Genomic DNA, 12582 nt, shown 5'->3' on the forward strand with positions numbered 1-12582 from the left:
ATCCAGATCGTCCCTGGCCCCGACTTCCCGACCGCGCCGCTAATTCTCGGCCAGTCTGGCGCACGTAGCGCCTATCATACCGGTCGCGGCTCGATCATGATGCGCGCGCGTCATGATATCGAGGAAGGTCGCGGCGACCGCCGCTCGATCGTCCTGACGTCTATCCCCTATCAGGTCGGCAAGAGCGGCTTGGTAGAGAAGATTGCCGAAGCCGCGAAGGACAAGCGGATCGAGGGCATCAGCGACATCCGCGACGAATCGAACCGCGAAGGCGTGCGCATCGTCATGGACCTGAAGCGCGACGCCACGCCCGAAGTCGTGCTGAACCAGTTGTGGCGCAACACCCCCGCCCAGTCGAGCTTCCCCGCGAACATGCTGGCCATCCGTGGCGGCCGCCCTGAAATATTGGGCCTGCGCGAGATCATCGAGGCCTTCGTCAAGTTCCGCGAAGAGGTCATCACCCGCCGCACCAAGTTCGAACTGAACAAGGCGCGCGACCGGGCGCATATCTTGCTCGGCCTCGTCGTCGCGGTCAGCAACCTCGATGAAGTCGTCAAGATCATCCGTGGATCGTCCAGCCCGGCCGAAGCACGCGAATCCCTGCTGGCCCGCGAATGGCCGATCAGCGAGATCGCGCCCTATCTGCGTCTGGTCGAAGCGATCGAGACGGAAGTCACCGGCGACGTCTACAAGCTGAGCGACATTCAGGTTCGCGCCATCCTCGACCTGCGCCTGCATCGCTTGACGGCGCTGGGCCGCGACGAAATCGGCAAGGAACTGGCCGAACTGGCCGAATCCATCGCCGAATATCTCGCCATTCTGGGCGATCGGGTAAAGCTCTACGCGGTGATGCGCGAAGAGCTGGAAGCGATCGAGAACGAATTCGCCACGCCGCGCCTATCGGAAATCACCGCTGCCGCCGACGGCATCGAGGATGAAGACCTGATCGAGCGCGAAGAGATGGTCGTCACCGTCACGGTGCAGGGCTATATCAAACGCACTCCGCTCGAAAGCTTCCGCGCTCAGGCACGCGGCGGCAAGGGCCGGTCGGGTATGACGACCAAGGAAGAGGATGCCGTCACCGAACTGTTCGTGACGTCGACCCACACGCCGGTGCTCTTCTTCTCGACCGCCGGAAAGGTCTATCGCATGAAGGTGTGGCGCCTGCCCGAAGGCGGGCCGGCCACCCGTGGCCGTCCGATGGTGAACCTGCTCCCGCTGGGTCCGGGCGAAACCATCCAGACCGTCCTGCCGCTGCCGGAAGATGAGGAAAGCTGGAAGGATCTGCACGTCATGTTCGCCACGGCGAACGGCACCGTGCGCCGCAACAGCATGGACGCCTTCGCCAACATCCCGTCCAACGGCAAGCTCGCCATGCGCTTCGACGAAGGCAGCGACGATCGCCTGATCGGCGTGGCGTTGTTGACCGAAGATGACGACGTGCTCCTCGCGACGCGTCAAGGCAAGGCGATCCGTTTCGCCGCCACCGACGTGCGCGAATTCCAGAGCCGTACCTCGACCGGCGTGCGCGGCATGACGCTCAAGGACGATGACGAGGTGATCTCGCTGTCCGTCCTGCATCGCTCCGGCGCCAATCAGGAACAGCGCGAGGAATATCTGCGCTTTGCCCCCTGGAAGCCGGAAAAGGAAGGCGAAATGGCCGATCAGGAGATGTTCGCCATGATGAAGGAGCGCGAGCAGTTCATCCTGACCGTATGCACCAACGGCTATGGCAAGCTGTCTTCGGCCTATGACTATCGCCGTACCGGCCGTGGCGGTCAGGGCATCACCAATATCGACAATATCGGCCGCAACGGACCGGTCGTCGCCAGCTTCCCTGCTACGCAGGCAAACCAGTTGATGCTCGTCACCGATCAGGCCAAGCTGATTCGCATGGGTCTCGACAGCTTGCGCGTCATCGGCCGCAGTTCGGCAGGTGTGCGCCTGTTCAACGTCTCCGACAACGAACATGTGGTGAGCGCCGCCAAGATCGAGGAAAGCGACGAGGATGGCGACGCAACGGAAGCGACAGAGGCGTGAGCGACCTGTTCGCCTATAAGGTGCTGACCGCCGATCAATATGACCAGTTCAAGGCCGATGGTGTGTTCAAGGGCGCGCCGATCGACCTGACGGACGGTTACATCCACATGTCCACGCGTGATCAGGCGGCCGAGACCGTCGCCAAGCATTTTGCGGGACAGGATCGGCTGGTCATGCTGATGATCGACCTCGCCCCCTTTGGCGAGGCTATTAAATGGGAAGTGTCACGCGGCGGCGCGCTCTTCCCTCACCTTTATGGCGACCTGCCGATGAGCGCCGTTGCGGGCAAGGTGGTGCTGCGCATCGGCGATGACGGCCAGCACCAGTTCCCGGCGGGCTTCTGAAAAGCCCGGCACACATCAGCCTTTGACTCGTTCCATCCGCACGACTTTCCCGCGCCTGACCCAATAGTCCCAACCGCCCCAACGGATGCGGTTGGACAGGGCCGCCTGCAACTGCACTGCCAGATGCGCCCATAGGAGTATAAAGGGTGCCAGCGCATCCCAAAGGAGCGAACGCCCAGCACGCCGGACTTGATGCGCGTCCAGGGTCCGCGCCATGATGCGGCGACGGATCAGAACCCGACTCCAGGCCGCACCATAGCCGATCGCGATGGCGATCGGTCCGCCACAGCCAATCGCCCACAGCCAGGCCCCCGACTGGATCGCCACGCCCAGCATCGCTACGAACCACATGCCGGGGCTGTTGGTGATGATGTGCCGATATTGCCGTACGCCGAACGCCCAGAGCGGCGCCATTCGCCCCTCCAGCGGGCTGGCCACCAGCAGATCGCGGACCGGTCGCAGGCGTAGTTTCGCGCGCCATCCGGCCAGCCCGATAGCCAGATCGTCCGACAGGCGCCCCGCCATTGCCGCATGCAGGTCCAGCCGTTCCGCGATCGTTCGCGGCAGCGCCATGGCGCCGCCCCAGGGCATGGTGGCGTTGGCCGATCGCGGCATTGTCGCCAGTTGCATCTCCACCGCACCGACAAGCGCCGGCATACAGCCCCGGCCCGGCAACAACAGTCGATAGCCGGTGACGATGTCCGCCTTGTGCCTGACCAACGGAAAGAGCAGCCGTCCAACCAGCCGCGCCGGCGGCGTGATGTCTGCATCGATGAAGATCAGCCATCGATCCTCCGGGCGCAACGCTCGCAAGGCGGCACGCAGCTTATGGACCTTCTGCCCTTCATCCGTCGCCACGCCGGCCGCCACGACCTGCACCCAATCCCCCTCTTTCACCGCAAGCGCCTGCGCCGAAGGGCAATCGCCGGACGTCGCCAAAAGCAGACGAAAGGACGCGGTCTGCGCCTTGAGACTGGCGATCAGATCCGGTCCGCCGTCCCAGTCGTCCCGCACGCTCAGGATTACGACGACGCCATCGGGCGCCTCGATCTTCCGATCGGTTGGCAGATGACGCAGGTAATTGAACACACCCAACACCGTCATCGCCTGGAGAAAGATCCACAGCCCCATCATCATCGCGAATGTCGTGCCCCTTTACCGTCTCACAGGCTGCTGTATGACCCTTGGACGATGCTATCCAACCCCTTTCTTTTTGCCCTGCTGCGCTTCCTGCCCGCACGGTTGGCTTCTTGGATCGGCGGACAACTGGCGCTTCATGTCGCGCGTCCACGGATGAAGCTGCGCGATGCGCGCGCACGCGCCAATCTGGCGCTGCTTCGCCCCGATCTGGGCGACGCCACACGCGAGGCCATGCTGTCCCGACGCTGGCAGAATATGGGCCGCACGCTCGCGGAACTCGCAAATGTCGACCGGCTCGTCAGCCCGGCCCATGTCAGCGTGCGTGACGAACCCGGCTACCGCGCCGTGCTCGACATGCCGGGACCGATGATCTTCCTCACTACCCATGTCGGCAACTGGGATCTGATGGCCGCGCACCTCAAGGCCGCCACCGATCGGCCACCGCTTGGCGTCTATGATCCGCCCGCAGACGAAAAGGTCGCTTCCCAGCTCAAGAAGGCACGCAAAAGCTATATGGGCGACGCCATCACCGGCAGCGGAGGCGCGGCGCGCGCCATCTTGCGCCATCTGGCGAAGGATCGGGCGATGCTTTACATCCTGATCGACGAACGCCGCGAACAGCAGGTCTGGTTCCCCCGCTTCGGCCGCGACCTGCCGCCATCCGGCAATCTGGATTTCACGCTGAGGCTCGCCCGCAAGGCCAGCGCCAGGCTGACCCCCTTCTATCTCGCCCGGACCAGCGGTCCCAATTTCGACCTACACTGGCACCCCCCGATCGATCTCACCCAGAGCGACGACAAGGAGGTCATGGCGACGCTCGACGCTTTCCTGGGCCAAGCCTGCATCGACCATGCGGACGACTGGTTGGCGCTGCACGACATGGACCTGACCCAACCGGGCCACCAGCCTGCCAGCGGCATGTGACTTCGCTGCCCATCGCCGCTAAGGCCGCCTTCATGTCCCGACTCGCGATCAAGATTTGCGGCCTGTCCACGCCCGACACTTTGGGGGCCGCCGTGCGCGCGGGCGCGAGCCATGTCGGCTTCGTCCATTTCCCCAACAGCCCCCGCCATATCGAGCCGGACCAGATCAAGGCGCTCGCCTTCGTCGTGCCTTCGCATGTCGAGCGGGTCGCCGTTGTCGTCGATCCCGACGACGAACAGCTTGCCCGTCTCGTTGCAACCGATGTCATCACCGCCTTCCAACTACATGGCAAGGAAAGCCCGGAGCGTGTAGCCGCCATCCGCCAGCGCTTCAGCCTGCCTGTCTGGAAGGCAATTTCCGTCAAGACCCGCGCCGACATCGACAACGCCAGCGCCTATGCCGGCGCGGTCGACCGCCTGCTGTTCGACGCCAAGACGCCCGATGGCGCGGCGTTGCCCGGCGGCATGGGACTGCGCTTCGACTGGACGCTCCTGCGGGGCCTGGCGATGCCCGCGCCGTGGGGCCTGTCCGGCGGACTTGGCATCGACAATGTCTGCGAAGCGATCCGCGTCAGCGGCGCCCCGCTCATCGACGTTTCTTCGGGCGTCGAAAGCGCGCCGGGCATCAAGAGTGTGGACAAGATCACGGCCTTCTGCAAAGCGGTGTCGGCATGTTGACGCAGACGCTCATAGTCGTGCGCATCGGACAACGATGGCGCTGATCGCTTTTCCTGTAAGCGAACGCCCATATCTGTCCCGGAAAGACTGACATCATGACCGACACCGTTACCTTGCCCAACAGCCTCCGCGCCCAGCCCGATGCGAGCGGCCATTTCGGCGCCTTTGGCGGCCGCTATGTCGCGGAAACGCTGATGCCGCTGATCCTTGAACTGGAGAAGGTCTACAAGGCCGCCAAGGCCGACCCCGCGTTCGACGCAGAGTTTGCCGAACTGTTGCGCTCCTACGTCGGCCGGCCCAACCCGCTCTATTATGCCGAGCGACTGACCGAAGCGCTGCGAGCCAGGGCACCCGCAGGCCCAAATGGGGAAAAGAGGGGCGCCAAGATCTACCTGAAGCGCGAGGAACTGAACCACACCGGCGCGCACAAGATCAACAATTGCATCGGTCAGGCGCTGCTTGCCCGCCGCATGGGCAAGAAGAAGGTCATCGCCGAAACCGGCGCGGGCCAGCATGGCGTCGCCACCGCGACCGTCGCCGCCCTGTTCGGCATGGAATGCAAGATCTTCATGGGCGCGAAGGACGTGGAGCGGCAGAAGCCCAACGTCTTCCGCATGAAGCTGCTCGGCGCAGAAGTCATTCCGGTCCATTCAGGGTCGTCGACGCTGAAGGATTCGATGAACGATGCCCTCCGCTACTGGGTGTCGAACGTCCATGACACCTTCTACATCATTGGCACCGCCGCCGGCCCGCACCCCTATCCTGAACTCGTTCGCGATTTCCAGTCGATCATCGGCAAGGAAATTCGCACCCAGATCATGGAAGCCGAGGGCCGTCTGCCCGACCTGCTGATCGCCCCGGTTGGCGGCGGCTCCAACGCAATCGGCATGTTCCATCCCTTCCTCGACGATCCTGAAGTCGCGATGATTGGCGTGGAAGCAGCAGGAGAGGGCCTGGACAAGAAGCACGCCGCGTCTCTTGCAGGCGGCGCGTCGGGCATCCTGCATGGCAACCGCACCTATCTGCTTCAGGATGAAGACGGCCAGATTACGGAGGCGCACAGTATTTCCGCCGGCCTCGACTATCCCGGCATCGGCCCCGAACATAGCTGGCTGCATGAGGTCGGTCGGGTGCAGTATATGCCAATCAAGGATGACGAGGCGCTGGAAAGCTTCCAGACCCTTTCGCGCCTCGAAGGCATCATCCCCGCCCTCGAATCCGCCCATGCCGTCGCGGCCGCGCAGCAGGTCGCGCCGACGCTCGACGCGGACAAGATCATCGTCGTCAATCTGTCGGGCCGGGGGGACAAGGATATCTTCACCGTCGCCGACGCGCTGGGAGTGGAGATGTGAGCGCCGTCATGACCGGGGATCGTCTCTCCACCCGCTTCGCCGCGTGCAAGGCGCAGGGCCGCGCCGCGCTCATCACCTTCGTGACCGCCGGTGATCCCGATGTCGCCGCCACGCCTGCTATCCTCAACGCGCTGGTCGCGGGCGGCGCGGACATCATCGAACTGGGCATGCCCTTCACCGATCCAATGGCCGACGGCCCGGCGATCGAGCTGGCCAATCTGCGCAGCCTCGGTTCGGGCACGAAGACGAAGGACATCTTCGCCCTCGCCACCGATTTCCGCACGCGCCACGCCGACACACCGCTGGTCCTGATGGGCTATGCCAATCCGATGCTGGTGCGCGGTGCTGACTGGTTCGCGGACCAGTGCAAGGCTGCCGGTGTGGACGGCGTCATCTGCGTCGATATCCCACCGGAAGAAGATGCCGAGATCGGTCCCGCCCTGCGCGCTGCCGGCGTCCACCTCGTGCGCCTCGCCACCCCGACCACGGACGCGGCGCGCCTGCCGGCCGTACTCGAAGGCGCAAGCGGCTTCCTCTACCATGTCTCGGTCGCCGGCGTGACCGGCAAGCAACAGGCGGCGCAGGCCAATATCGAGATCGCAGTCGAAAAGCTGAAGGCCGCCACCAACCTTCCGATCGCGGTCGGCTTCGGCGTGCGTACGCCCGAACAGGCGGCCGCCATCGGCCGCATCGCCGATGGCGTCGTCGTCGGCTCGGCGATCGTCGATATCGTGGGCAGCCATGGCGATGCCGCCGGCCCCTTCGTCCAGGAATTCGTTGCGTCGCTGAGCGGCGCCCTCACCACTTTCTCTCGGGAGACCGCAGCATGAGCTGGATCAACCGCGTTCGTAACGCCTTGCCCTTCACCAAGAAGGAAACCACCGCCGAAACGCTGTGGCACAAATGCCCGTCCTGCATGGAGATGATCTTCATCAAGGAATGGGAAGAAAATCTCTCGGTCTGCCCGCGTTGCGACCACCATGGCCGTATCGGCCCGGATGCCCGTTTCGAGCAGATCCTCGACGCCGGGTTCATCCTGCTGCCGACGCCGCACGTCCCAGAAGATCCGTTGAAGTTCCGTGACTCCAAGCGCTATCCCGATCGTATCAAGGCCGCCCGCGCCTCGACCGGTGATCAGGATGCGCTGATCAACGCGCGCGGCGCGATCGACGATGTACCGCTCGTCATGGGCGTGCAGAACTTCGCCTTCATGGGCGGCTCCATGGGCATGGGCGTGGGCGCGGCCTTCATCCAGGGCGTCAACGACGCGATCGCCCACAAATGCCCCTATGTCATCTTCACCGCCGCCGGCGGCGCGCGCATGCAGGAGGGCATCCTGTCCCTGATGCAGATGCCGCGCGCGACTGTCGCGATCCAGAAGCTGCACGCGGCGGGCTTGCCCTATATCGTCGTGCTGACCGATCCGACCACCGGCGGCGTCACCGCCAGCTACGCCATGCTGGGCGACATCCAGATCGCCGAGCCGAATGCCTTGATCGGTTTCGCCGGCCAGCGCGTGATCGAAAGCACGATCCGCGAAAAGCTGCCCGAAGGCTTCCAGCGCGCCGAATATCTGCTCGATCATGGTATGCTAGACATGGTGGTCCATCGCAGCGAGTTGCGCGACACGCTGGCCCGCGTGATCGGCTATCTGACGCCACGCGTGGCCGCCTGACCAAGACTTGATCGCCCTACAGGGGAGCAGGCGCGCCATGGCCGACAACGCCGTTTCGGATGACCCGCGGGTGCAGGCTCAGCTTGACCGGCTTTGGTCGCTCTCCCCCGGCGCCGACGTGCTGGGGCTGGAGCGGATCACCCGGTTGCTTGAGCGGCTGGGCGATCCGCATCGGGCGCTCCCCCCTGTCTTCCATGTCGCGGGAACCAACGGCAAGGGATCGACCTGCGCCTTCTTGCGCGCGGCGATGGAGGCGGACGGCAAAAGCGTCCATGTATTCACCTCGCCCCATCTCGTCCGCTTCAACGAACGTATCCGTGTATCGGGCCAGCTCATCGCCGACGACCATCTTGCCCGCTATCTCGAACGGGTGCTGGATATCGCGGAGGGCGTGAATGCCAGCTTCTTCGAGGTGACGACGGCCGCCGCTTTCCTCGCCTTCGCGGAACATGACGCCGACGCCTGCATCATTGAGGTGGGCCTTGGTGGCCGGCTCGATGCTACTAATATACTGGTCGCACCTGCGGTTTGCGGCATCGCCCAACTCGGTATCGACCATCAGGCTTTCTTGGGCGACACGCTGGCAAAGATTGCTGCCGAAAAGGCCGGCATCGCCAAATCCGGCGCGCCGCTGGTGACACAACGCTACCCCGAGGCGCTCCATCCTATCATGCAGGATGCGGCAGACCGCAGTGGCACCGTCTGGATCGGCCAGGGCGAAGACTGGGATGCTGCCGTCTATCGCGACCGCCTCCATTATCGCGACGATCTTGGCCGACTCGACACGCCGCTGCCGCGCCTCGCCGGCGCACATCAGGTACAGAATGCCGCGCTGGCCTTCGCCATGCTGCGCCATCAGGACGTCGTGCCACTGCCCGAAGCCGCGCTCAAGGCCGCACCGCTCTGGGCGCACTGGCCGGCCCGTCTCCAGCGACTGGAACATGGTCCGCTGCTTGCACCCTTACCGGAAAACGCAACGGTGTGGCTCGACGGTGGGCATAATGCGGGTGCGGGTGAGGCAATAGGCGCCTATTTCACCACCGATCGGCTGGAGGGGCAAAAGCTGCATCTTGTCATCGGCATGCTCGCCAACAAGGAAATGGACGCCTTCCTTGCACCCTTCGCGGGCAAAATCGCCCATATCCACGCCCTGCCGGTTCCAGGCCATGACCATCATCCGCCGGAACGCTTCGCCGCTGTCGCGGCCCGCTGGGGCATTGCCAGCACCGCTCACGCAGCGCCCGAAGAGGCCATCCGCGCCATCGCCACGAACACAGCAGATGCCGGCAACGCCGCGCCAAAGCTGCTGATCGGCGGCTCTCTCTATCTGGCGGGCGAAATTTTGCGACTGAACGAGCAACTACCCGACTGAATAGGACTTGCGACTGACTCGCAATAGCGTATCTTGCGTTATCTGAACAACGCAGAAGGCGCGATTCTATGGCTTATGGAGAGACCTCCCCCCTCGACCTGCCCCGGCCCATTCCCGGCGGCTACGGCAACCGTCTCTTCCTGTTCGTGATGCGCCGGATGGCCACCGCCGGAGTCAATGACGCCCATGCTGCCAATGCCATGCTGGGCGCGTTCGGCCGCAGCTATCGCCGGCCGCTGGTCCTGATGCGGGCGATGATGCTCGAACTCGCACGCGCGTCGAGCCGCAAGATATTGGTCGCCCCCTGCTGCTGCGCCCGGATGACCGCGGACGAAGCGCTGATGATGCAGGCGACGGGCGAAGCGCTGCGCGAACCCAACGCTGCCTATGAACGCGTCAGTGAACTTCTGGGCAACGACGACGCATTGGGCGCCCTCACCTGCCTCCAGGCCGTAGCGCAGGCACACAGCGATCTTGGTCGACCGCTGGACCTCTACGCGGCAGGCTGATCCCCCGTCTCCGTCGCCGCCGTACCGACGCTGGCATCGATCAGCCCCGCGCGCATCATCAGCCAGAACAGCAATATGCCCGGCACCGCGAGCGCAGTCGTCAGCAGGTAGAAGTCGACATAACCGAACCGCTCGATCAAGCCGCCCGCCGTCGTGCCGGTAAGGAAGCGTCCGACGATGCTCGCTGCGGCCGAGATCAGCGCATATTGGGCGGCGGTGAAGCGCAGATCGCAAAGGGCTGAGAAATAAGCGACCACGGTGACACCACCGATGCCGCTTGCGAAATTCTCGAACCCGATGGCGCCGGCCATGCCCCAGTTGCTCTTCCCCAGCGCCGCCAGCGCCGCGAAGCTGAAATTGGAAATACACATCAGGATCAGGCTGAACAACACCGACCGCTTCATGCCGAGCCGTGCGTAGAGGATGCCGCCGACGAAAATGCCGATCAGATAGGCCCAGAAACCCATGCCGACATCGTAGAGAGCGATTTCGTCATTGGTATATCCCATATCGTCGAACAACAGGCGGAAAGTCAGGTTCGCCAGCGTGTCGCCGATCTTGTGCAGCAGGATGAACAGCAGCACGAGCAACGCGCCACGCCGTTTGAAGAATTCCACCAACGGCCCGGTAATCGATGCCATCACTTCCGACAGTCCACGCCGCGCGACCGGATCGCGATGTCGTTCGGGCTCTCCCATCAGCAGGCCGGTGAGCATGGCCGGCAATGCAAAGGCCCCACAGGCCAGATAGGCGCCATGCCAGCCGATCCGCGCCGCCAGCACCAGCGCCAGCGAACCTGCGGCGACCGATCCGATCCGCCAGCCATATTGCGACATGCCCGAACCGACGCCCAGTTGTTCCGGCTTCAGCAGTTCGATCCGATAGGCGTCGATCACGATGTCATAGGTCGCCCCGGCCACGCCGACCAATATGGCGGCATAGGCGGTCTGGATCAGGCTGGTTTTGGGATCGACGAGTGCCAGATAGCTCATGGCGGCCATCACGAAGAACCCAGCCACGATCAGCCAGGATACGCGCTGCCCCAGCCGGCCGATGATCGGCAACCTGACGCCGTCGACGATCCAGGCCCACAGCCATTTCAGATTGTAGACGAGGAAGGCGAGCGTGAATGCCGTCACCGCCTTCTTGTCGATCCCGTCCTGTGCCAATCGTGTGGTCAGCGTCGCGGCGATCATCGCAAAGGGCGCGCCCGATGAAACGCCCAGGAAAAAGGCCGCCAGCGGCGCCTTCTGCACATAAGGCTTTACGGCGTCGAGCCAGCTATGGCTGGCCTGCGTAGCGTCGGTCATGGATGCGCGTGTTCCCCGGTGGCGTCAATTCTGGCGCCACCATATGGCCTGATCCGTCGCTGGCAAGGGCCGAGTGCGCGGATCAGCTTTCGGGAGTGAACAGACTGAGGCCGTGCGGTAATCTGGGCTGACGTACACCGCGCAGCACCGCATCGACCACGCCGATCGCGGCGATCAACTCGCGGGGGGCATAGGGCTTGGCCAGACATCCAATGGCCAGAGAGCGTGCATCGACGGGGCAACGGGCGGTGACGAACAGCACCGGCAATCCCTGCGCGGCGGCGTGACGTGCCACGTCGATCCCACTTTTCTTTCCGTGCAACGTCACGTCGGCGATTACCAGGTCGACCCCGCCATCATCGATCACTCGCACCGCATGGCCATATTCGTCCACTGTAGCCGCAATGCGATACCCCGCCTGCTCCAGCGCATGTTCATTGTCGAAGGCAACCAGCGGTTCATCTTCCACCACCAACACGGTGCGGACGGCCTTGCGACGCGGCCGACGAGCTTCTCCCTCTTTCACCAATCCGAAAAACATTTGCCAAGTCCGCCCTGTTTCCGCCATGCACCCGAAGAAACGCCGCGCTCCCGGAACGGGTTGCCCAAGGACTGCCCAAGTCCTCTCGCCCAAGCGCCGGAGCGGCACATTTCAGCCTGTTGCTGGCATTTGTCTCATATGGGAATGGCCAGTGCGTTAATAAAGGAATTGCCCGTGCAACCGCCGAAAAAATCCGGACCGCCCCGCAGGGCAGCCCCCGGCGGCCCGAAACGCCCGACCGGCCCCGGCGGCAGACGGCCCGGCGGCCCTGCATCGCGCAGCGCAGGGTCGAAGGAAGAGGAAGAAAAACCTCGCTTCGGCCATGGCAAGAGCGATCGACCCGACCGTGCGCGCACGGACTCGCCACGCGCCGGTGCATCGTCGCGACGCGGAGAAGACTCCAAGGACGCGCGCGTCCATCGACAGGATGACGATCGCACGGAGCGCGGCCGCACCGACCGCAATCGCGCCGATCGCGATCGCACCGGGCGCCCCCGCGCCGATGCGCCCCGCACAGGCGCACGATCGCGGCGCGACGACAGCGCGAAGGACACCCCCGCCAAGCCCCGCTTCACGTCGCGGGACGGCGACCGGGTCGAACGACCCCGTGCCGATCGCAGTCGCCCGGAACGCGCGCGTACTGATGCACCGCGCACCGCCGCGCCCAAACCCTATCCGCCGCGCAGGACGGGACCGAA

General features: G+C 64.3%; 12 protein-coding genes and 1 pseudogene. 10 read left to right on the top strand and 3 right to left on the bottom strand.

Annotated features, from left to right (window positions below; genetic code table 11):
* Together VMR39_RS22640 and VMR39_RS22645 are read left to right on the top strand one after the other, a co-directional pair.
* Positions 1-2040 (top strand): DNA gyrase C-terminal beta-propeller domain-containing protein (locus VMR39_RS22640; RefSeq protein WP_325419347.1); only part of this gene is annotated, 2040 nt, incomplete at its 5' end.
* A complete protein-coding gene (locus tag VMR39_RS22645; protein ID WP_325419349.1) occupies positions 2037-2384 on the top strand; it encodes a DUF952 domain-containing protein in 348 nt (115 codons plus the stop codon). The genes VMR39_RS22640 and VMR39_RS22645, both read left to right, overlap by 4 nt.
* 15 nt (positions 2385-2399) lie before the next feature.
* On the opposite strand, the gene VMR39_RS22650 is transcribed toward VMR39_RS22645, so the two are convergent.
* The gene (locus tag VMR39_RS22650; RefSeq protein WP_325419367.1) at positions 2400-3518 is read right to left on the bottom strand and encodes a glycosyltransferase; all 1119 of its coding nucleotides are present in this window, start codon (positions 3516-3518) and stop codon (positions 2400-2402) included.
* A gap of 57 nt (positions 3519-3575) precedes the next feature.
* On the opposite strand from VMR39_RS22650, the gene VMR39_RS22655 reads away from it, so the two are divergent.
* From VMR39_RS22655 to VMR39_RS22685, 7 genes are all read left to right on the top strand, one after another.
* Complete coding sequence (locus tag VMR39_RS22655; protein WP_325419351.1) at positions 3576-4448, top strand: lauroyl acyltransferase; 873 nt, start codon at positions 3576-3578, stop codon at positions 4446-4448.
* Between the two features lie 32 nt (positions 4449-4480).
* Positions 4481-5125 (top strand): phosphoribosylanthranilate isomerase, encoded by a 645-nt coding sequence (locus VMR39_RS22660; protein ID WP_325419353.1) that lies wholly within the window; start codon positions 4481-4483, stop codon positions 5123-5125.
* 95 nt (positions 5126-5220) lie between these two features.
* A complete protein-coding gene (gene trpB / locus VMR39_RS22665) occupies positions 5221-6477 on the top strand; it encodes a tryptophan synthase subunit beta (protein ID WP_325419355.1) in 1257 nt (418 codons plus the stop codon).
* 8 nt (positions 6478-6485) lie between these two features.
* Positions 6486-7307, top strand: coding sequence for a tryptophan synthase subunit alpha (trpA, locus tag VMR39_RS22670; protein WP_325419369.1), 822 nt, complete (start codon positions 6486-6488; stop codon positions 7305-7307).
* Positions 7304-8152: an acetyl-CoA carboxylase, carboxyltransferase subunit beta gene (accD, locus tag VMR39_RS22675; RefSeq protein ID WP_325419357.1), complete on the top strand. Its 849-nt coding sequence runs from the start codon at positions 7304-7306 to the stop codon at positions 8150-8152. Before trpA ends, accD begins: the two co-directional genes overlap by 4 nt.
* 37 nt (positions 8153-8189) lie before the next feature.
* Entirely contained in the window at positions 8190-9524 is a 1335-nt protein-coding gene (locus VMR39_RS22680; protein WP_325419359.1) for a folylpolyglutamate synthase/dihydrofolate synthase family protein, read from the top strand.
* 68 nt (positions 9525-9592) lie between these two features.
* Positions 9593-10033, top strand: coding sequence for a DUF6628 family protein (locus VMR39_RS22685; protein ID WP_325419361.1), 441 nt, complete (start codon positions 9593-9595; stop codon positions 10031-10033).
* On the opposite strand, the gene VMR39_RS22690 is transcribed toward VMR39_RS22685, so the two are convergent.
* Together VMR39_RS22690 and VMR39_RS22695 are read right to left on the bottom strand one after the other, a co-directional pair.
* Positions 10018-11343 (bottom strand): AmpG family muropeptide MFS transporter, encoded by a 1326-nt coding sequence (locus VMR39_RS22690; protein WP_325419363.1) that lies wholly within the window; start codon positions 11341-11343, stop codon positions 10018-10020. The two genes, VMR39_RS22685 and VMR39_RS22690, sit on opposite strands and share 16 nt — an antisense overlap.
* A gap of 82 nt (positions 11344-11425) precedes the next feature.
* On the bottom strand, positions 11426-11884 hold the full coding sequence (locus VMR39_RS22695; RefSeq protein WP_325419365.1) for a response regulator: 459 nt from the start codon (positions 11882-11884) through the stop codon (positions 11426-11428).
* 174 nt (positions 11885-12058) lie between these two features.
* On the opposite strand from VMR39_RS22695, the pseudogene VMR39_RS22700 reads away from it, so the two are divergent.
* A pseudogene (locus VMR39_RS22700) lies at positions 12059-12582 on the top strand (hypothetical protein); the annotation flags it as partial.

Origin of the sequence: Sphingobium sp., assembly GCF_035511395.1 — a bacterium.
GTDB lineage: Bacteria > Pseudomonadota > Alphaproteobacteria > Sphingomonadales > Sphingomonadaceae > Sphingobium.

Coding starts and splice junctions, on each gene's coding strand:
- VMR39_RS22650 (WP_325419367.1), bottom strand. CDS start 3,518: ATGATGGGGCTGTGGATCTTTCTCCAGGCGATGACGGTGTTGGGTGTG.
- VMR39_RS22655 (WP_325419351.1), top strand. CDS start 3,576: ATGCTATCCAACCCCTTTCTTTTTGCCCTGCTGCGCTTCCTGCCCGCA.
- VMR39_RS22660 (WP_325419353.1), top strand. CDS start 4,481: ATGTCCCGACTCGCGATCAAGATTTGCGGCCTGTCCACGCCCGACACT.
- trpB (WP_325419355.1), top strand. CDS start 5,221: ATGACCGACACCGTTACCTTGCCCAACAGCCTCCGCGCCCAGCCCGAT.
- trpA (WP_325419369.1), top strand. CDS start 6,486: ATGACCGGGGATCGTCTCTCCACCCGCTTCGCCGCGTGCAAGGCGCAG.
- accD (WP_325419357.1), top strand. CDS start 7,304: ATGAGCTGGATCAACCGCGTTCGTAACGCCTTGCCCTTCACCAAGAAG.
- VMR39_RS22680 (WP_325419359.1), top strand. CDS start 8,190: ATGGCCGACAACGCCGTTTCGGATGACCCGCGGGTGCAGGCTCAGCTT.
- VMR39_RS22685 (WP_325419361.1), top strand. CDS start 9,593: ATGGCTTATGGAGAGACCTCCCCCCTCGACCTGCCCCGGCCCATTCCC.
- VMR39_RS22690 (WP_325419363.1), bottom strand. CDS start 11,343: ATGACCGACGCTACGCAGGCCAGCCATAGCTGGCTCGACGCCGTAAAG.
- VMR39_RS22695 (WP_325419365.1), bottom strand. CDS start 11,884: ATGTTTTTCGGATTGGTGAAAGAGGGAGAAGCTCGTCGGCCGCGTCGC.